19 protein-coding genes are annotated in these 17,824 nt (G+C 66.4%); 15 read left to right on the forward strand and 4 right to left on the reverse strand.

Annotation, left to right across the window (positions count from 1 at the left end; all coding sequences use genetic code 11):
* Nucleotides 1–308: 308 nt before the first annotated feature.
* Complete coding sequence (locus Q0C42_RS10135; RefSeq protein WP_295074777.1) at nucleotides 309–524, reverse strand: DUF1127 domain-containing protein; 216 nt, start codon at nucleotides 522–524, stop codon at nucleotides 309–311.
* Nucleotides 525–773: 249 nt separating this feature from the next.
* Between Q0C42_RS10135 and Q0C42_RS10140 the strand changes: the two genes are divergently transcribed.
* The 13 genes from Q0C42_RS10140 to mraY all read left to right on the forward strand — a co-directional run bounded on the left by Q0C42_RS10140 (nucleotide 774) and on the right by mraY (nucleotide 12,919).
* Nucleotides 774–1,847 carry an Mrp/NBP35 family ATP-binding protein gene (locus Q0C42_RS10140; RefSeq protein WP_295075326.1) on the forward strand — a complete coding sequence of 358 codons (1,074 nt, stop codon included), beginning with the start codon at nucleotides 774–776 and terminating at the stop codon, nucleotides 1,845–1,847.
* 156 nt (nucleotides 1,848–2,003) lie between these two features.
* Nucleotides 2,004–2,480: a VOC family protein gene (locus tag Q0C42_RS10145; protein WP_295074779.1), complete on the forward strand. Its 477-nt coding sequence runs from the start codon at nucleotides 2,004–2,006 to the stop codon at nucleotides 2,478–2,480.
* Nucleotides 2,477–2,860 (forward strand): nuclear transport factor 2 family protein, encoded by a 384-nt coding sequence (locus Q0C42_RS10150; RefSeq protein ID WP_295074781.1) that lies wholly within the window; start codon nucleotides 2,477–2,479, stop codon nucleotides 2,858–2,860. The genes Q0C42_RS10145 and Q0C42_RS10150 overlap by 4 nt, the downstream gene beginning before the upstream one ends.
* Nucleotides 2,861–2,894: 34 nt before the next feature.
* Nucleotides 2,895–3,494 carry a dihydrofolate reductase family protein gene (locus Q0C42_RS10155; RefSeq protein ID WP_295074783.1) on the forward strand — a complete coding sequence of 200 codons (600 nt, stop codon included), beginning with the start codon at nucleotides 2,895–2,897 and terminating at the stop codon, nucleotides 3,492–3,494.
* 12 nt (nucleotides 3,495–3,506) lie between these two features.
* A complete protein-coding gene (locus Q0C42_RS10160; protein WP_295074785.1) occupies nucleotides 3,507–3,965 on the forward strand; it encodes a glyoxalase/bleomycin resistance/extradiol dioxygenase family protein in 459 nt (152 codons plus the stop codon).
* Nucleotides 3,966–3,981: 16 nt separating this feature from the next.
* Nucleotides 3,982–4,593: a TetR/AcrR family transcriptional regulator gene (locus tag Q0C42_RS10165; RefSeq protein WP_295074787.1), complete on the forward strand. Its 612-nt coding sequence runs from the start codon at nucleotides 3,982–3,984 to the stop codon at nucleotides 4,591–4,593.
* Between the two features lie 636 nt (nucleotides 4,594–5,229).
* Nucleotides 5,230–5,736, forward strand: a complete 507-nt coding sequence (locus tag Q0C42_RS10170) for a division/cell wall cluster transcriptional repressor MraZ (RefSeq protein ID WP_295074789.1) — start codon at nucleotides 5,230–5,232, stop codon at nucleotides 5,734–5,736.
* A gap of 30 nt (nucleotides 5,737–5,766) precedes the next feature.
* A complete protein-coding gene (gene rsmH / locus Q0C42_RS10175) occupies nucleotides 5,767–6,759 on the forward strand; it encodes a 16S rRNA (cytosine(1402)-N(4))-methyltransferase RsmH (protein ID WP_295074791.1) in 993 nt (330 codons plus the stop codon).
* Nucleotides 6,760–7,116, forward strand: a complete 357-nt coding sequence (locus tag Q0C42_RS10180) for a cell division protein FtsL (protein WP_295074794.1) — start codon at nucleotides 6,760–6,762, stop codon at nucleotides 7,114–7,116. It abuts the gene before it with no gap.
* Nucleotides 7,113–8,906 carry a penicillin-binding protein 2 gene (locus Q0C42_RS10185; protein ID WP_295074797.1) on the forward strand — a complete coding sequence of 598 codons (1,794 nt, stop codon included), beginning with the start codon at nucleotides 7,113–7,115 and terminating at the stop codon, nucleotides 8,904–8,906. The genes Q0C42_RS10180 and Q0C42_RS10185 overlap by 4 nt, the downstream gene beginning before the upstream one ends.
* A gap of 12 nt (nucleotides 8,907–8,918) precedes the next feature.
* Nucleotides 8,919–10,400: a UDP-N-acetylmuramoyl-L-alanyl-D-glutamate--2,6-diaminopimelate ligase gene (locus Q0C42_RS10190; protein WP_295074800.1), complete on the forward strand. Its 1,482-nt coding sequence runs from the start codon at nucleotides 8,919–8,921 to the stop codon at nucleotides 10,398–10,400.
* The gene (gene murF / locus Q0C42_RS10195) at nucleotides 10,400–11,836 is read left to right on the forward strand and encodes a UDP-N-acetylmuramoyl-tripeptide--D-alanyl-D-alanine ligase (RefSeq protein WP_295074803.1); all 1,437 of its coding nucleotides are present in this window, start codon (nucleotides 10,400–10,402) and stop codon (nucleotides 11,834–11,836) included. Before Q0C42_RS10190 ends, murF begins: the two co-directional genes overlap by 1 nt.
* Nucleotides 11,837–12,919, forward strand: coding sequence for a phospho-N-acetylmuramoyl-pentapeptide-transferase (gene mraY / locus Q0C42_RS10200; RefSeq protein WP_295074806.1), 1,083 nt, complete (start codon nucleotides 11,837–11,839; stop codon nucleotides 12,917–12,919).
* A 41-nt stretch (nucleotides 12,920–12,960) separates the two neighbouring features.
* Here mraY and Q0C42_RS10205 read toward each other — a convergent pair whose 3' ends face one another.
* A complete protein-coding gene (locus Q0C42_RS10205; protein ID WP_295074809.1) occupies nucleotides 12,961–13,743 on the reverse strand; it encodes an FkbM family methyltransferase in 783 nt (260 codons plus the stop codon).
* A gap of 127 nt (nucleotides 13,744–13,870) precedes the next feature.
* On the opposite strand from Q0C42_RS10205, the gene murD reads away from it, so the two are divergent.
* A complete protein-coding gene (gene murD, locus Q0C42_RS10210; protein WP_295074812.1) occupies nucleotides 13,871–15,274 on the forward strand; it encodes a UDP-N-acetylmuramoyl-L-alanine--D-glutamate ligase in 1,404 nt (467 codons plus the stop codon).
* A 23-nt stretch (nucleotides 15,275–15,297) separates the two neighbouring features.
* Complete coding sequence (locus Q0C42_RS10215) at nucleotides 15,298–15,918, forward strand: hypothetical protein (protein ID WP_295074815.1); 621 nt, start codon at nucleotides 15,298–15,300, stop codon at nucleotides 15,916–15,918.
* A 42-nt stretch (nucleotides 15,919–15,960) separates the two neighbouring features.
* Here Q0C42_RS10215 and Q0C42_RS10220 read toward each other — a convergent pair whose 3' ends face one another.
* On the reverse strand, nucleotides 15,961–17,016 hold the full coding sequence (locus Q0C42_RS10220) for a Gfo/Idh/MocA family oxidoreductase (protein ID WP_295074818.1): 1,056 nt from the start codon (nucleotides 17,014–17,016) through the stop codon (nucleotides 15,961–15,963).
* A complete protein-coding gene (locus Q0C42_RS10225) occupies nucleotides 17,016–17,801 on the reverse strand; it encodes a ThuA domain-containing protein (RefSeq protein ID WP_295074821.1) in 786 nt (261 codons plus the stop codon). Before Q0C42_RS10225 ends, Q0C42_RS10220 begins: the two co-directional genes overlap by 1 nt.
* Nucleotides 17,802–17,824: the final 23 nt, after the last annotated feature.

The following is a 17,824-nucleotide window of genomic DNA, read 5'->3' on the forward strand; positions in this document are numbered from 1 at the left end:
GGAGGGTGGGCGCCCGATGTCGTTCAGGCCTTTGCGGCCCGGAATGGGGGCGACGATGCCAGGGAGGAGGGTTGGCACCGTCGCTGATCCTGTCGGCCCCGGGAGGAGGGTGGGGCCTTGGGATGGTCTGTGCGGCGGCACCAGGGAGGAGGTTGGCACCGCCGTAGTACCAGACGCCAGGGAGGAGGAGAGGCGTCCGATCAGGTTGGACCTTTCGGTCCGAAGAAGGTGCGGCTTTGCCCAGGGAGGAGGGCGGGCATCGCCGCAGTCGTCACGGGTCCAGGGAGGAGGACGGACCCGGACGAAACTTATTTGCCGTAGGCCGCCTCGCGGGCGATATCGGCGATCCCGAGGCGCGAAATGCCGAGGTCGGTCAGCTCGCGGTCGGTCAGGGCATTCAGTTCGGCCACAGTCTGGGCGTAGACACGGCGCTGGTTGATCGCGTTCAGGACGACGTCCTTCAGATGTGCCAGGCGGTCAGCGAAACCCTTGCGGGCAATGGAGTTGGTGTTCACATAAGCCATGTTACTCAAGCCTCTTCGGTTAGGTCAGCAACGTTCTGTCGCGCTGTTAGGGGTAACATGGACCTCATGCTGCAGATGCACAATAGCGGGTCTCGGCAATGCTGCCATGCAGCAAATGCATGGCTCAGGTCACGGAAATGTCATGATTTACCAAGGTCTTCGCCGAATTTTTGAGCATTTGGTCAACGGACCTTGCCCTTGCGGTGAAACGCTACGACCTTAGTGCAAATCTTCAGCGGAGTTGAAACGATGGCGGTGGATCGGGACCTAGTGATGGGCGTCTTGGCGGGGGTCGGGCACCCCGGCGGGGGCGACCTTGTCGGTCGGGATCTGATTCGGGCCCTGACCGTCGAGGCGGGTGTGGTGCGCTTTGTGATCGAGGCGCCGACGCCCGACGAGGCGCGGGCGCTGGGGCCGGCCCAGGCCGAGGCGGAGACCAAGCTGAAGGCGTTGCCCGGGGTGACCTCGGTGCAGGTGGTGATGACGGCACATGGGCCGGCGGCGAAGGCGGCACCTCCTACGTTGAAGATCGGGCAGCACCCGACTCCGCAGCAGGGGGGGCCGCAGAAGATCTCGGGGATCGACCGGATCATCGCGGTCGGGTCGGGCAAGGGTGGCGTGGGCAAATCGACGGTGGCGTCGAACCTGGCGGTGGCCCTGGCGCGGAGGGGGCGGCGCGTCGGTTTGCTGGATGCCGACATCTACGGGCCGTCGCAGCCGAAGATGATGGGGGTGTCGAAGCGGCCCTCGTCTCCGGACGGCAAGATCATCGAGCCGCTGATCGCGCATGGCGTGACGATGATGTCGATCGGCCTGATGCTGAAGGAGGACGAGGCTGTCGTCTGGCGCGGGCCGATGCTGATGGGGGCACTGCAGCAGCTTCTGGGGCAGGTGGCCTGGGGCAAGCTGGACGTCCTGATCATCGACCTGCCGCCGGGGACGGGGGATGTGCAGCTGACGCTGTGCCAGCGGACCCAGCTGACCGGGGCCATCGTGGTTTCGACGCCGCAGGACGTGGCGCTGCTGGATGCGCGCAAGGCGCTGGACATGTTTTCCAAGCTGAAGACTCCGGTGCTGGGACTGGTCGAGAACATGTCCACTTACGTCTGCCCGAACTGCGGGCATGAGAGCCATATCTTCGGCCACGGCGGTGTGGCGGCCGAGGCGCGCAAGCTGGACCTGCCGTTCCTGGGGGAACTGCCACTGGCGCTGGATGTGCGGGTGGCGGGGGACAGCGGGACGCCGATTGCGGCGACGGATGGTCCGCTGGCCGCGCCCTACCTGGCGCTGGCCGACCGGCTGATCGCGGGCGGGATGAGCTGACCTTTTCCACATAGATGGCTGGCCAGAAACCCGCCCTCGTGGCGGGTTTTTCTTTTGCGGACTAATTTTCGTTGATTACATACCAACTGGTCGGTATTTTTATCCTATCCAAGGTGAGTCGCTTCAAGACGGCTGGTTCCAACGGGAGGAGACGAGATGACCCATGACATTCGCACGGTGCTTTGGTTCAACGGCAGGGGCCACGAGGCGGCGGAGTTCTATTGCAGCCTGATCCCGAACAGCCGGGTGGAGAGCTCGTATTCGAGCAATAACGGCGGACCGGACGGCAATTCCTTCTTCGAGGTGGTGGATTTTCGCCTGAATGGCGTGCCCTACCAGATCCTTGATGCGGGGCCGATGTTCCCGCTGTCGGAATGCGTCTCGGTTTCGGTTCTGACGCCCGATCAGGCAGAAACCGACCGGCTGTGGGAGGCCCTGGCGGCGGGTGGGGGCAGCCACGGACCCTGTGGCTGGCTGAAGGACCGCTGTGGCCTGTCCTGGCAGGTGGTGCCGCAGCTTGTGTACGACCTGATGACCGCCCCGGACAAGGACCGCGCGGGGAAGGCGCTGGCGGCGGTGATGCAGATGGGCAAGATCGACATCGCCACCGTCTATGCCGCAGCCCGCGGATGAGCGCCGAGGCCGAGATCACGCACATGCTGGACGCCTGGGCCGCGTCGGTCCGGGCGCATGATCTGGAGGGCGCGGTCAGCGGGCGCAGTGCGGAGATCGTGATGTTCGACGTGCCCGAACCGCTGCAAGCCAAGGGCATCGACGCTTACCGCGACACCTGGACGCTGTACTTCGGGGATGCAGGCTCGCGCCGGTTCGAACTTCTGGAGACCCACATCGTTGCCGGGCCGGATGTGGCCTGGGTCCGGGCTTTGCTGCGCTGCACCACCGATGACGCCCCGGCGGGCCGCCTGACGATGGGTCTGCGGCGCGTCGATGGGCGGTGGATTGTGGAACACGAGCACCATTCGTTTCCGGTCCCGCTGACGTCGTCCGGATAAGCGGCAGGCGGAACCGTTTGGAAAGGAGACTGACATGCGGAAGATCAGGATCATCGAGCATATCTCGCTGGACGGTGTCATCCAGGGGCCGGGCGGGCCGGAGGAGGACCGCTCGAACGGGTTCACCCACGGCGGCTGGGGCTTTCCGGAGCATGACGACGCGGTGGGCGCCGCCATCGTCGGGTCGCAGGGGCAGGGGTTTGACCTGCTATTGGGCCGCAAGACCTATGACATCTTTGCGGGCTATTGGCCAAAGCAGTCCGGCCCGATGGCTGACAGCCTGAACGGGGCGGCCAAGTTCGTGGCGACCCACCGTCCGGAAAGCCTGGCCTGGGGGCCGGTCGAAAGCCTGGGGCCGGACATCGCGGCGGGCGTCCGCAGGGTCAAGGCGGCGGGCGGACCGGATCTGATCGTCTGGGGCAGTTCGACGCTGACGCCGCTTCTGATCGCCGAGCAGTTGGCGGATGAGGTCGTGCTGCTGGTGTTCCCGGTGCTGATCGGTCGGGGCAAGCGGATCTACTCGGATCTGGTCGAGCCGAGCGGGTTGAAGCTGGTCTCCAGCCGGCCTGCGCCCTCGGGCGTGATCATCTCGACCTACACACCCGCCGGGGCGATGCGCACCGGCAGTTTCTGACAGGAGGAGAAGATGGACGATATTCCAGCCGACCAACGCTACCGCCCCGACGACCGGGTGATGAAGGGCGTGATCCCCTATTTCGCCCTGCCCGGGAAGGCGGGCGAGGCTGCGGATTTCTACGGGAGGGCATTCGGAGCAAAGGATATCGGGCGGATGCCCTATCCCGACCGACCCGGCAAGTTCATGCATCTTCAGGTCGAGATCAATGGCGGCGCGCTGATGCTGACCGACGAGGGCGGCATGTCCGGGGTAGATGGTGCCGGAAACCCGATGCCGCGGGGCCATCTGCAATTGGTGGTGCCCGACGGTCAGGTCTGGTGGGACCGGGCCCTCGGCGCGGGGTGCACGGTGGTCGCCCCCTTCGAGCGGCAGTTCTGGGGCGATACCTGGGGCCTGCTTGCTGATCCGTACGGACTGAAATGGGCGGTGTTGACACCCGATCCCGCTCTTTGGGACAAGGGGTCATGAGTGTGGTGGTGACAGATTGTCGACTTTGACCCGCGTGCCCCGCGGCGAAGCACGGGCGCGGCTGATCGATGCCGCGCGGAGCCTGATCCGTCAGCGGGGCTTTGCGGCCACGTCGGTCGATGACCTTTGCGCGGCTGCGGGGGTGACGAAGGGCGCGTTCTTTCACCACTTTGCCTCGAAGGAGGCCTTGGGCGTCGCACTGGTCGAGGATTGGACGGTGATGACCGGCGCGATGTTCGCAGCCCACCCCTACAACACGCTGCCCGATCCCCTGGACCGGGTCTTCGGCTATATCGATCTGCGGCGCGAGCTTCTGGGCCAGCCGCTGCTTGATTTCTCCTGCGTGGCGGGGACCACGGTGCAGGAGACGTACGAAAGCTCGCCTCCGATCCGCGAGGCGGCCGAACGGAGCATCCGTTCGGGCTTTGCGCATGTGCAGCCGCATCTGGAGGCGGCGCTGGCGGCGCATCCGGTGCCAGGGGTGACGGCCGAAAGCCTTGCGCAACAGTTCCAGATCGCCACGCAAGGCGGGATCATCCTGGCCAAGGCGTTGAACGATGCCGCCCCCGCGCGTGCGGCGTTCGACCATCTGGAACGCTACCTGCGGCTTTTGTTCGGTCGCGCCTGAGAGGGCGGGCTGACCGGGTAGCTTGATCCGCATCAGAAGCGGGTGCGCTTTTCGAATCACAGGGCACGGGAAATCGTGGGAAAGGGCGGTTCATAGCTGTTTCGATGGCATGGATTCGGGCAGATTCCGTGGGATCGCGGCGTGATTTCTTTGCAGACATGGTCCGACACGCGGGGACTTGGGAGATCACGGGACTGTCATCCCTTGTGACGCAGACACAAGATGTAGCGGAGTCTGGGGCGGTTTCTGTCTAGAGGTTGAAGTCAGCCACCTGCCACGGGCACAAGATGCTGGGTTTCGGACCCCTCTGGCACAAGATCATGCCCCTCAGAACCCAACATTTCCCTTGCTTTCCCATGAAATCCCATGCAAGTTCAGCTCACGACGATGAGATGGGCAAGACAAAGTCAGGGGCGGACTAAAGACCCCGAACAAGGCGTAAGGCAGCTTCATACAGGCAGCCCCTTTCATCGGCGTACAGAGATCCGGCGCGCATGCGAGCAGCATCTCCCCCAGGTGGCAAGCGTAGCTGGACGCCCAGCGATGGGACAGCGGCGGATCGGGTAGTGGCAGCAACCCGGTCCGCCTTTTTCATTTCATCGCATGGGTTTGACTTGGATTTGAAAAGGCCAGGCGATGGCAGAGGCGTTCAGAGGCGAGTTCTACCAGAAGGTAGACGGGAAGGCGCGGGTCTCGATCCCGGCGGCCTTTCGCGCCATTCTGCTGGCCGATGATCCGCTGGCCTCGAACAGCCAGCGTCCCCGGCTTTACATGATCTACGGCGGCAAATCCCGGAACTTCGTGGAGTGCTACTCCAAGCTTGGTGCCGACCGGCTGGCCGAGGATATCGAGACGATGGAGCTTGGCTCGAAAGAGCGGACCCGCGCCGAGCGTGACCTGATCAGCCGGTCGGTGATGGTCGAGGTCGATGGCGAGGGACGCATCGTCCTGCCGCCGCAGGTGCGGGAAAAGATGGGATTTCAGGCGGATGATCTGGCAAGCGGCGGCGAGGTCGCCTTTGCCGGTTTCACCAACCGCTTCCGGCTGTATCGCCGCGAGGTCTATGAGGCCGAGCTTGCCGAGGACGACGAGGACGACATCGACCCGCTGACGCTTGTCGGGCGGCACAAGCGGGCAGGGTAGCAGATGAAGGGTCCGCTGCCAGGCCGCCCAATGCCAAGTCCGACGTCCGATGATCCCCATATCCCGGTCCTGATCGAGACGATCCTGCGTGAGTGTGCCCCGGTTCGGGGCCTTTGGCTTGACGGCACTCTGGGCGCGGGGGGCTACACGCGGGCGCTGCTTGCGGCGGGGGCCGACCGGGTGATCGGTGTGGACCGCGATCCACTGGCGTTGCAGATGGCTGCGGACTGGGCTGCACCCTATGGCGATCGGCTGCGGCTGGTGGCGGGGACGTTCTCGGACCTGGATGGTCTGGCCGGTGAGCCGCTGGACGGGGTGGTGCTGGACCTTGGCGTGAGCTCGATGCAGCTGGACCAGGCGGAACGCGGATTTTCCTTCATGCGGGACGGCCCGCTGGATATGCGGATGAGCCAGTCCGGGCCGTCCGCCGCGGATCTGGTGAACACCTCGGACGAGGGCGTGCTGGCCGATATCCTGTACCACTATGGCGAGGAACGGGCGTCCCGGCGCATCGCCCATGCCATCGTGCTGGCGCGGACGGTGGAACCGATCCAGACCACGGCGAAGCTGGCCGAGATCGTGTCGAAATGCCTGCCGCGTCCGAAGCCGGGGCAAAGCCATCCCGCGACCCGCAGCTTCCAGGCGATCCGCATCGCGGTGAACACCGAATTCCAGGAACTCGCCGATGGACTGAACGCGGCCGAACGGGCGCTGAAGCCGGGGGGCCTGCTGGCGGTGGTGACGTTCCACAGCCTTGAGGACCGGATCGTGAAGCGGTTCTTCCAGCTGGCCTCGGGGCAGGAGTCCAACGCCAACCGCTATGCCCCGGCCAAGGTCGACACCACGGCGCGGTTCGAGATGGTCACCCGCAAGGCTGTGGCCCCGGACGATGTCGAAGTGGCACGCAATCCCCGTGCGCGGTCGGCCAAGCTGCGGGTCGGGCGGCGCACCGATGCCCCGGCACTGACGCTTGCACCGGCAGAGCTTGGCCTGCCGGAAATCCAGAAGAAAGGACGCCGCTAGATGCGCCCCGTATTGTATGTGATGTCCTTTCTGGCGCTGATTGCCCTGGGTTTCTGGGCCTACCGCGAGAACTATGCGACGCAGGGCGCGTTGAAAGAGGTCGAGGCGCTGCAGCGCCAGATCGTCGGACTGCACGAGGCGCTGACGGTGCAACGCGCGGAATGGGCCTATCTGAACCGCCCCGACCGGCTGCGCGACCTTGCGACGGCGAACTTCGACCGGCTGGGTCTGTTGCCGATGGAGCCAAGCCAGTTCGGTGCGGCGGCTCAGGTGGCCTATCCGCGCGCGAAATTGCCCGACGTCAGCTTTACCGAGGACGTCCAGGGCACGATCACCACAGACGCGGAGGGATTGTGATGCGGACCCCGCTTCGCCCGCTGGCCCGGATCCTGCACGCCCGGCAGGAAGGGTTGAACCCCGACACCATCGAGAAGGAAAACCTGAAGCTCCGCCACGAGGCGATCCGGGAACGGGCGCGGGGTCGGGCGCAGTTTCGCCTTCTGATTCTGTGCGCCAGCTTCGTGATCGCCTTCGGGGCGATTGGGGCCCGCATGGGGCTGATGGCGGCGACCGAGCCGATGGAGCCGCGCGCCAGTGCCCCCGGTGCCGAGATCATCGCTCAACGCGCCGACATCACCGACCGCAACGGCCGGGTCCTGGCCACCAACATCACGACGCACGCGCTTTACGCGCATCCCAAGGTTATGGTCGACCCCAAGGGAACCGCGGTGAAGCTGGCGGAAATCTTCCCTGAACTGGACCCGGCGGCCCTGCAGCGGCGCTTTACCGACGGGCGCAGCTTCGTCTGGATCCGAAAGGTCCTGTCGCCAGAGCAGATGCAGAAGGTGCACGAGATCGGCGATCCGGGCCTCCTGTTCGGCCCGCGCGAGATGCGGCTTTACCCGAACGGGATGCTGGCCGCCCATATCCTTGGCGGCAGCTCTTTTGGTGCGGAAGGCGTCCATTCCGCCGAGGTGATCGGTGTGGCGGGGATCGAAAAGGCGATGGATGCGCGGCTGCGCGATCCGGCGCAGGGCGGCAAGCCCCTGACGCTGTCGATCGACCTGACGCTGCAATCCACCATCGAGGAAGTGCTTTACGCCGGCATGAGCATGCTGAACGCCAAGGGCGCGGCGGCGATCCTGATGGATGCGCGCACGGGCGAGATCCTGGCGCTGGCCTCGCTGCCGACCTTCGATCCGAATGACAGGCCGACGCCCATCGTCGACAAGACTGCCGAGCCGGGCGACAGCCCCCTGTTCAACCGCGCCGTGCAGGGGGTCTACGAGCTTGGCTCGACCTTCAAGATCTTTGCCACCGCGCAGGCGATGGAGTTGGGTCTGGTCGGACCCGAGACAATGGTGGATGCAAATGCCCCGATGCAGTGGGGCCGCCACAAGATCAAGGAATTCGAGGGCAAGAACTACGGTCCCCTCCTGTCGGTCAGCGACGTGATTGCAAAATCCTCGAACGTCGGCACCGCGCATATCGCGCTGATGATCGGGCCCTTGCGGCAGCAGGCGTTCCTGAAATCGCTCGGCTTTTTCGAGCCGACGCCGGTCGAGCTGATCGAAGCCCCCGGTGCGCGGCCGCTGATTCCGAAGAAATGGCCCGAGATCGTCACCATCACCACCTCCTACGGCCACGGCATGTCTGCCTCGCCCTTGCACCTGGCGGCGGCCTATGCGGCGATTGCCAACGGCGGGGTGGCGATCAAGCCGACACTGCTGAAGCGCGAGGGGCCGACGACCGGCGTCCGCGTGATGAGCGAGAAGACCGCGTTCGACTCGGTCGCGATGCTGCGCCGCGTGGTGACGGAAGGGACGGCGTCCTTGGGCGATGTGCCGGGCTATGAGGTCGCGGGCAAGACCGGGACGGCGGACAAGCCGAAGAAGACCGGCGGCTATTATGACGACAAGGTGGTGAACACGTTCGCCTCGGTTTTCCCGGCCAGCAACCCGCAATACGTGCTGATTGTGACCCTGGACGAACCGCAGGACGACACCCTGTCCGAGACGCGGCGGACGGCGGGCTGGACGGCGGTGCCGGTCGCCTCCGAGATCATCCGTCGCGTCGCTCCGCTGATGGGGTTGCGACCCAAGCTTGAACCTGTCGCCGTGGATGCGGTAACTGCCGCCAGCAACTGACGGGGGTTTCAGATGGCACCGCGTGCGACACGGCTATCCGATCTTGGGCTGACGGCCCGAGCCGGTCGCGACCCTGCGCTGTCGGGGGTGACGGCGGACAGCCGCGCGGTGCGGGCGGGGATGCTGTTTGCCGCCCTGCCGGGGACGGCGGTGCATGGCGCGCAATTCATCGGGACGGCTTTGGAGCAGGGCGCCGCGGCGGTGCTGACCGACGCGACGGGCGCGCGGCTGGCCGCGGAGGTGCTGGCTGATACCGACGTGGCCCTGGTCGTGGCCGAGGACCCTCGGGCCGCTTTGGCCTGTGCCGCTGCGCTGTGGTTCGGCGCCCAGCCCGAGGTGATGGTGGCGGTGACGGGGACCAACGGAAAGACGTCCGTGGCGACCTTCACCCGGCAGATCTGGGCCGCGCTGGGCCATGAGGCGATCAATATCGGCACCACGGGGATCGAGGGGGCCTGGACCGCTCCCTCTGGCCACACGACGCCGGACCCGGTGACCTTGCAAAAGCTGCTGGCGGCAGCGGCGCAAGGCGGCGTGACCCATGCGGCGATGGAGGCGTCCAGCCACGGGATCGACCAGCGGCGGCTGGACGGGGTGCGGCTGCGCGCGGGTGGCTTCACCAACCTGACGCAGGATCACCTCGATTATCACGGCACGATGGAGGCCTATTTCGAGGCCAAGGCGCAGCTGTTCACCCGCCTTTTGCCCGAAGACGCGGTGGCGGTGGTCAACCTGGACGGGGCCAAGGGGTCAGAGATGGCGGAGCTGGCGCTGGGCCGCGGCCTGCGGGTGCTGACCGTGGGCAAGGGGCAGGGGGCGGATCTGCAGATCGCCGCGACGCGCCCCGATCCGACGGGCCAGGAGGTGCGGTATCTGTGGCAGGGGCGCGCGTTCCAGACCCGGTTGGCGCTGATCGGGGCCTTTCAGGCCGAGAACGTCGCGGTGGCGGCGGGGTTGGCGATTGCGGCCGGGGATGCTCCGGAAGCGGTGCTGGGCATGCTGCCGCGGCTGACGGGGGTGCGCGGCCGGATGCAGCTGGCGGCGACGCGGAAGAACGGGGCGGCGGTCTATGTGGACTATGCCCATACTCCGGATGCGATCGAGACGGCGCTGCGCGCGCTGCGGCCGCATGTGATGGGGCGGATCATCGTCGTCTTTGGCGCAGGCGGTGACCGGGACCGGACCAAGCGGCCCCTGATGGGTGCTGCGGCGCAGGCTCATGCCGATGTGCTGTATGTGACCGACGACAATCCGCGGACCGAGGATCCAGGCAGCATACGCGCCGCGATCCTTGCAGCCTGCCCCGAGGCGAACGAGGTCGGCGACCGGGCCGAGGCGATCCTGCGGGCAGTGGATGCGCTGCTGCCGGGTGACGCGCTGCTGATTGCCGGGAAGGGCCACGAGAGCGGGCAGATCATCGGGACGGACGTCTATCCCTTCGACGACGTGGAACAGGCCAGCGTCGCCGTGGCCGCGCTGGATGGGGTGATCTGATGCTGTGGACCTCCTTGGACGCGGCGCAGGCGACGGGCGGGCAGGTGACGAAGGCCTGGGCCGCCTCGGGTGTCTCGATCGACACGCGGACGCTGCAACCGGGCGATCTTTTCGTCGCGTTGAAGGACGTGCGCGACGGGCATGAGTTTGTCGCACAGGCGCTGGAAAAGGGGGCGGCGGCGGCACTTGTCAGCCGCATTCCGGACGGAGTGGCCGCGGACGCGCCGCTGCTGATCGTCCCCGACGTCTTGCAGGCACTGGAGGCATTGGGCGCCTTTGCCCGGGCGCGGACCACTGCGAAGGTGGTGGGCGTCACCGGGTCGGTCGGCAAGACCTCGACCAAGGAGATGCTGCGGGCCATTCTTTCGGGCCAGGGCAAGACCCATGCGGCCGAGGCCAGCTACAACAACCACTGGGGCGTGCCGCTGACACTGGCGCGGATGCCGCAGGACGCCGATTTCGCAGTGATCGAGATCGGGATGAACCACCCCGGCGAGATCGCCCCTCTGGCGCGGCTGGCAAGGCTGGACGTGGCGATGGTCACGACGGTGGCCCCGGCGCATCTGGAGGCCTTCGACAGCGTCGAGGGCATTGCGCATGAAAAGGCGTCGATCTTCGACGGGCTGACCTCGGGCGGCGTGGCGGTCTTCAACGCGGATATCGCGACGACGCCGATCCTGCAGGCCAAGGCCGGGGCGGTTGGGGCGCGTCCCGTCGCCTTCGGTGCGACCGAGGGTGCGGACTACCGCCTTCTATCGGCGCAGATCACGGACGAGGCGACGGTCTGCCAGGCCAGCCGCCGGGGTGAGCCGATGCTTTACAAGGTGTCCTCTCCCGGTCGCCACTTCGCGCTGAACGCGCTGGGTGCGCTGGCGGTGGCCGAGGCGCTGGGGGCCGACCCGATGATCGCGGCGCATGACCTTGGCCGCTGGATGCCGCCCGCGGGGCGAGGCCAGCGCGAGCGGATCACGCTGGACATCGTCGAGGAGACGTTTTTCGACCTGATCGACGACGCCTTCAACGCCAACCCCGCATCGATGGCGGCGGCGCTGGATGTGCTGATCGCCGCAAAGCCCGTGGACGGGATCGGCCGCGTCGGCGGCGGCCGGAGGATCGCGGTGCTGGGCGACATGCTGGAACTGGGCCCGACCGAGGGCACGTTGCATGCCGCCATCGCGCAGCATCCGGGGCTGGCCGCCATCCACGTGATCCATTGCGTCGGGCCGCGGATGAAGGCGCTTCACGCGGCCCTGCCACGCCAACAGCGCGGCGAATGGGTCGAGACGGCACAGGAGCTGGCGCCGCGGGTGCGCAGCCTGATCGATGCAGGGGACATCCTGCTGGTCAAAGGCTCCAAGGGATCGAAGGTCAGCCTCGTCGTTGACGTTCTGCGGAAAATGGGGCAGGCCGCGAGCCCGAGAGAAGGGACCGTCTAGATGTTTTACTGGCTTGCCGAGTTTTCCGATGGCGGCGGGGTTTTCAACCTTTTCCGCTACATCACCGTCCGGGCAGGCGGAGCCTTCACCACCGCGCTGATCTTCGGCTTTCTCTTCGGCCGCCCGCTGATCGACCTGCTGCGCCGAAAGCAGGGCAAGGGCCAGCCGATCCGAGACGACGGTCCGCAGTCGCACCTGTCCAAGGCCGGGACGCCGACAATGGGGGGTCTTCTGATCCTGTCGGCGCTGATGGTCTCGACGATGCTTTGGGCGCGACTGGACAATCCCTTCGTCTGGATCGTGATCCTGGTGACGCTGGCCTTCGGGCTGATCGGCTTTGCCGATGATTATGCCAAGGTCACCAAGCAGAACACCAAGGGCGTCTCGGGCAAGGTGCGCATGGGCCTGGGCCTGCTGATCGCGTTGCTGGCGGCCTATGCGGCGGCGCAGTTCCACCCGCCAGAGCTGACCAACCAGCTGGCGTTTCCGTTCTTCAAGGACACCCTCCTGAACATGGGCGTCTTCTTCGTGCCCTTCGGGATGATCGTGATCGTGGGTGCTGCGAATGCGGTGAACCTGACCGACGGTCTTGACGGGCTGGCAATCATGCCGGTGATGATCGCGGGCGGCACGCTGGGGATCATCGCCTATGCGGTGGGCCGGGTCGACTTTACCCAGTACCTGGACGTGCATTACGTTCCCGGCACATCCGAACTTCTGATCTTCGCCGCCGCCCTGTTCGGCGGGGGCCTTGGCTTTCTGTGGTACAACGCCCCTCCGGCAGCGGTGTTCATGGGCGATACCGGATCGCTGGCCCTGGGCGGCGCGCTGGGCGCCATCGCGGTCTGCACCAAGCACGAGATCGTTCTGGCCATCGTCGGCGGGTTGTTCGTCGTCGAGGCTTTGTCGGTGATCATCCAGGTGCTTTATTACAAGCGCACCAAAAAGCGGATATTCCTGATGGCGCCGATCCACCACCACTTCGAGAAGAAGGGCTGGGCCGAGCCGCAGATCGTGATCCGGTTCTGGATCATCAGCCTGATCCTGGCGATGATCGGCCTTGCCACGCTGAAAGTCCGTTGAGGGGGTAGGGTGGGCGATATCGCCCACCCTACGCCTGAACTTCAGCCGATTGGCCGAAGCTCTCCCGGCAGGCCCTCGGGCAGGGTTCGGCCTTGCGGCAGGGCGATCAGCGCGCTTCCTCCGGCCGTTGGGGTAAAGATCTGCGCGCCTTCGCCTTGCGGGTTCGTCGCCCGATAAAAACGCGTGTGATGCAGCGTCAGGCTGTAGCCCAAGGGTTTCAGCTGGCCGACGAGCCGCTGGAGCTTCTCGCGGTCGTGGACCTCGATGTAAAGGATCGGGCGGCAGCGTGTGAGGGTGGCCAGAGCGCCCGCAATCACGCGGTCTTCGAAACCCTCGGTATCCACCTTGATCAGGTCGCAGCGCGGCAGGTCCAGACTGTCCAGCGTGATCAGGGGCATGCTGTCGGTCTGCGGCCCTGCGTCCCGGGAAACCTCGGTCGCACCGGCATTGTGCCGGGACGTGGGGTCGTGCAGCGGCACGGCGCAGGTGCCGGGTTCGTCGCCCACGGCGGCACGAAGGCAGTGGACCTGCGGCAGCTGGTTCAGCGTGACGTTGGCACAGAGGAGCTGGAAGCAGTAGCGCTGCGGCTCGATGGCGGTGACCCGGCCTTGCAGGCCGGCGGTGCGGGCGAGGGCCAGCGTGTGAAAGCCGATGTTGGCACCAAGGTCCAGCACCTGGTCGCCGGGTCGGGTCAGGGCGAGGATGCTGTCGACCTCATCCCCCGCAAACTCGCCGTAAAGCCGCAGAGACCGGCCGATGACGGTGTCGCCCTGCAGCGTGAACATCGGGCCGAAGCGGGTCTCGGCCCGGGGAAAGACAGGCATGGTCTGCAAGGCGCGGCCTCCGTGGCGTCCGGGCAGACTAGCAGGTGACGCGGCCAGCGGAAGCGGCTCCTCTTTCCCTTTGCCGCGCGGTCGCCTATCCCTGTGCCGGAAAACGGAGGGCAGGCGCATGATCCCGGTAAAGGGCTACAACGGGCAGAAGGTCGCGGTCCTTGGGCTGGGCCGGTCGGGGCTGGCGACGGCGGCGGCCCTGGCTGCCGGGGGGGCGGAGCCGCTTTTGTGGGACGACAGCCCCGAAGCGCGGGCCAAGGCCGAGGCCGAAGGGTTCGCGCTGACCGACCTGACCCGCCAGATGGCGCTGGAAGGGGTGGCCTGCCTGGTGACTTCGCCCGGCATCCCGCATCTTTACCCCACGCCGAACCCCGTCATCGCCCGCGCGCTGGAGCTGGGAATTCCGGTCGACAACGACATCGGCCTGTTCTTCCAAAGTGCCGCCAGCGATGAGTGGACCGAGATGGAGACCCCGCCAAAGATCGTGGCGGTGACCGGCTCGAACGGCAAGTCGACGACGACGGCGCTGATCCACCATATCCTTGAGGCGGCGGGCAAGCCTGCGCAGATGGCGGGCAACATCGGCAAGGGCGTGCTGTCCATCGACCCGCCCGTCGATGGCGAGGTGGTGGTGCTGGAACTGTCCTCCTACCAGACCGAACTGGCCCGCGCGTTGACGCCGGACGTGGCGGTCTTCACCAACCTGTCACCCGATCACCTGGACCGGCATGACGGGATGGGCGGTTACTTCGCGGCCAAGGCGCGGCTTTTCACGCTGGGCGGGCCGGACCGGGCGGTGATTGGCGTCGATGAGGTCGAGGGGCGCTTCCTGGCCAATGCGCTGGCGCAGGGGCCGCAGGATGACCGGGTGATCCGGATTTCGTCCGGGCAGAAGCTGGACGATTTTGGCTGGTCGGTCTTTGCCCGCAAGGGGTTCCTGGCGGAATGGCGGAAGGGGCGGCAGGTGGCCTCGATCGACCTGCGCGAGGTGAAGGGTCTGCCGGGCGCCCACAACCACCAGAACGCCTGCGCGGCCTATGCGGCCTGTCGGGCGCTGGGTCTGGCCCCGAAGCTGATCGAGGCGGCGCTGCACTCCTTTGCCGGGTTGCCGCACCGCAGCCAGTTGGTCGGGGAGCGGGCCGGGGTGCGGTTCGTCAACGACTCGAAGGCCACCAATGTGGACTCGGCGGCCAAAGCGCTGCAGGCCTTCCCGAAGATCCGCTGGATCGCCGGGGGACTGGGCAAGGACGGCGGCATTGCCGCGCTGAAACCGGTGCTGGGGTCGGTGGTGAAGGCCTACCTCATCGGCCACTCCGCACGCGACTTTGCCCTGCAGCTTGGCGACACCCCGCACGAGATCTGCGAGACGATGGACCGGGCGGTGGCGCGGGCGTCCGCAGAGGCCGAGGCGGGCGAGGTTGTGCTTCTGGCCCCGGCGGCGGCAAGCTTCGACCAGTACCCGAACTTCGAGAAGCGGGGCGAGGATTTCACCGCGCGCGTGAAGGCGCTGCTGGCCGGCTAGCCAGGATGGGGTGAGGGGCGGGCATGGTGGCGTTTTTCTTTCCGCTGACCGATTTCAAGACGATTCGGGTCGAGCTTCCGGCGGAGCCCGTCGCGTCCAGTCTGGGCACCGAGGTTACATTGTCTCTGGCGCTGCTTTTGCTTCTGCTGGGCCTGTTCCTGCTGCCCAAACTCTGGCGTCTGGTCCGCCCTGCGACGCGCCTGGTCGAGGAAGACTGGGTGCTTATCGACGGGTCGAACGTGATGCATTGGCAGGACAATGCGCCCCGGCTGGAGGCCGTTCGGAAGGTGGTCGATCTGGTGCGGGCGCGCGGCTACGTGCCAGGGGTGGTGTTCGATGCCAACGCCGGGTGGAAGCTGGCCGGGCGGTATCTGCACGACGGAGATTTCGCACAGCTTCTGGGGCTGGAAGCGCGGCAGGTGTTGGTGGTAGCGAAGGGAACGCAGGCTGACCCGTACCTTTTGCAGACCGCCCGGGAGTTCGGGGCGCGCATCGTGAGCAACGACCGCTTCCGCGACTGGGTGGCGGATCACCCCGAGATTCAGACGCCGGGCTTTTTGATCCGGGGCCGGGATGTTGGCGGTGAAATCGCGTTGGAGGGCCTGTCAGCAAAGCCCGGCGCTGTGCCAGTAAACAAGCGTTGAAACTGGGTTCCGGGGCAGGATCTGGTCCCGCCCCGGCCGTTGTCAGACCACCAGAAGCCTGCCGTCCTGATCGGCCGAGTCCACGGCCTTGTCCAAAAGCCGCTGCAGGGCTGCCCCACGTGCGAAGTCGGGGTCGGCGGGACCTTCGCCCCGGATCGCGGCGACGAAGCGCTGGTAGATCGTGGGGACGGGCGGGCAGTCGACGTCCTGCCAGGTGCCAGTCTGGATGTCGTCGCCGAGGCAGGCGCGGAGGTGGCTGACGGCTTTCTCGAAGGTGACTTCCAGGCCGCCGGTCTGGCCGTAAAGCCGCAGGCGGAGGTCGTTGAGGTGACCGGTGGCAAACCTGGTCGCGGCCACGGTGCCAAGTGCGCCATTGGCCAGCCGAACCTGCATCGTCGCGCTGTCGTTGGCGTCCAGAACGTACTCGCCGATCTGCCCGCCGGGTGCCTTGTCGAAGGTCTGGAGAAGGCAGGAAACCTGCGTCGCATCCATTCCGGCGATGAAGGTGGCGAAATCGAGGATGTGGATGCCGACGTCGCCCAGCACTCCCTTGGAGCCGTGCTTGGTCGAGAGGCGCCAGAGCCATTGCGGCTCCTTGTCCCAATGGCCCCAGGCGGGCTGGGTGAGCCAGCTTTGCAGGTAGGACGCCTCGAAATGCCGGATCGTGCCGATGGCCCCGTCCCGCACCATCTGCGCGGCATGTTGCAGCGCCGGGACGTTGCGGTAGCTGAGGTTGACCATGTTCACCACGCCCGCCGTGGCGGCGGCGGCGGCCATCTCCTCGGCATGGGCGGCGTTGGTCGCCAGCGGCTTTTCGCAAAGGACATGCTTTCCGGCCGCGAGGAAGGGCAGGGTCGTCGCGTAATGGGCCGCGTCGGGGGTGACGTTGGTCACGGCGTCGAACTCACCCCAGGCGATGGCCTCTTGCACCGAAGCAAAGCCGTTGGGGATGTTGTGCGCCTTTTGAAAGGCGGCAAGCTGTTCGGCGCGGGTGTCGATCCCGGCGACAAGGGTGACGCCGGGGATTGCCGCGAAGGCTTCGGCATGGTTTCGCGCCATGCCGCCGGTGCCCAGAATCAGGATGCGGACGGGTTGCATCAGCGGTATCCAGCCTCGCCGTCATGGTGGAGGCGCGGTCCGCGTTCTTCCAGCGGTTCCAGCGATTTGGCCACCGGGGTGTTCGGGGCGTCGGTGGGTCCGGCCAGCCGCGCCTCGGGGTTGAAGGCCCAGCGGACGCCGTTGCAGATCACCTTCTGCACCAGCGGCTGGTGGTAGGTCGGATAGGTCTCGTGCCCCGGGCGGAAGTAGAAGATGTTGCCCGCGCCGCGGCGGTAGGTCAGGCCGGAGCGGAACACCTCGCCGCCCTGGAACCAGCTGACGAAGACGGTTTCCAGCGGTTCGGGGACGCCGAACGGCTCGCCATACATCTCTTCGTATTCGATCTCGAAATGGTCCGGGATGCCGCGTGCGATGGGGTGCTGGCGCGAGGTGACCCAAAGGCGTTCACGCTCTCCGGCCTCGCGCCAGGAGAGGTTGCAGGGTGCGCCCATCAGGCGTTTGAAGGGCTTCGAGAAGTGGGCGGAGTGCAGGAAGATCACCCCCATGCCGGACCAGACGGCCTCGGCGACACGCTCGACGATCTCGTCCTTCACGTCGCCGTGGGCGGCATGGCCCCACCAGATCAGGACGTCGGTTTCGGCCAGCTTTGCCGCGGTCATCCCGTGTTCCGGGTCCTGCAGGGTGACGGCGGAGGCGGTGATGCCGTCCTCCTTGTTCAGGAATTCGGCGATCGTGCCGTGCATGGTCTTCGGGTAGACCTCGGCCACCACCTTGTTCTTCTGCTCGTGGACGTTCTCGCCCCAAACGGTGACTCGGATGGTCATGGGTAGTCTCCTTCAATTGCTTG

Source organism: Tabrizicola sp., from assembly GCF_022842145.1.
Classification (GTDB): domain Bacteria; phylum Pseudomonadota; class Alphaproteobacteria; order Rhodobacterales; family Rhodobacteraceae; genus Tabrizicola.

Coding starts and splice junctions, on each gene's coding strand:
- Q0C42_RS10155 (WP_295074783.1), top strand. CDS start 2,895: ATGCGGAAGATCAGGATCATCGAGCATATCTCGCTGGACGGTGTCATC.
- Q0C42_RS10220 (WP_295074818.1), bottom strand. CDS start 17,016: ATGCAACCCGTCCGCATCCTGATTCTGGGCACCGGCGGCATGGCGCGA.
- murD (WP_295074812.1), top strand. CDS start 13,871: ATGATCCCGGTAAAGGGCTACAACGGGCAGAAGGTCGCGGTCCTTGGG.
- Q0C42_RS10150 (WP_295074781.1), top strand. CDS start 2,477: ATGAGCGCCGAGGCCGAGATCACGCACATGCTGGACGCCTGGGCCGCG.
- Q0C42_RS10170 (WP_295074789.1), top strand. CDS start 5,230: ATGGCAGAGGCGTTCAGAGGCGAGTTCTACCAGAAGGTAGACGGGAAG.
- Q0C42_RS10215 (WP_295074815.1), top strand. CDS start 15,298: ATGGTGGCGTTTTTCTTTCCGCTGACCGATTTCAAGACGATTCGGGTC.
- Q0C42_RS10180 (WP_295074794.1), top strand. CDS start 6,760: ATGCGCCCCGTATTGTATGTGATGTCCTTTCTGGCGCTGATTGCCCTG.
- Q0C42_RS10145 (WP_295074779.1), top strand. CDS start 2,004: ATGACCCATGACATTCGCACGGTGCTTTGGTTCAACGGCAGGGGCCAC.
- Q0C42_RS10190 (WP_295074800.1), top strand. CDS start 8,919: ATGGCACCGCGTGCGACACGGCTATCCGATCTTGGGCTGACGGCCCGA.
- Q0C42_RS10140 (WP_295075326.1), top strand. CDS start 774: ATGGCGGTGGATCGGGACCTAGTGATGGGCGTCTTGGCGGGGGTCGGG.
- Q0C42_RS10225 (WP_295074821.1), bottom strand. CDS start 17,801: ATGACCATCCGAGTCACCGTTTGGGGCGAGAACGTCCACGAGCAGAAG.
- Q0C42_RS10205 (WP_295074809.1), bottom strand. CDS start 13,743: ATGCCTGTCTTTCCCCGGGCCGAGACCCGCTTCGGCCCGATGTTCACG.
- rsmH (WP_295074791.1), top strand. CDS start 5,767: ATGCCAAGTCCGACGTCCGATGATCCCCATATCCCGGTCCTGATCGAG.
- Q0C42_RS10160 (WP_295074785.1), top strand. CDS start 3,507: ATGGACGATATTCCAGCCGACCAACGCTACCGCCCCGACGACCGGGTG.
- murF (WP_295074803.1), top strand. CDS start 10,400: ATGCTGTGGACCTCCTTGGACGCGGCGCAGGCGACGGGCGGGCAGGTG.
- Q0C42_RS10135 (WP_295074777.1), bottom strand. CDS start 524: ATGGCTTATGTGAACACCAACTCCATTGCCCGCAAGGGTTTCGCTGAC.
- mraY (WP_295074806.1), top strand. CDS start 11,837: ATGTTTTACTGGCTTGCCGAGTTTTCCGATGGCGGCGGGGTTTTCAAC.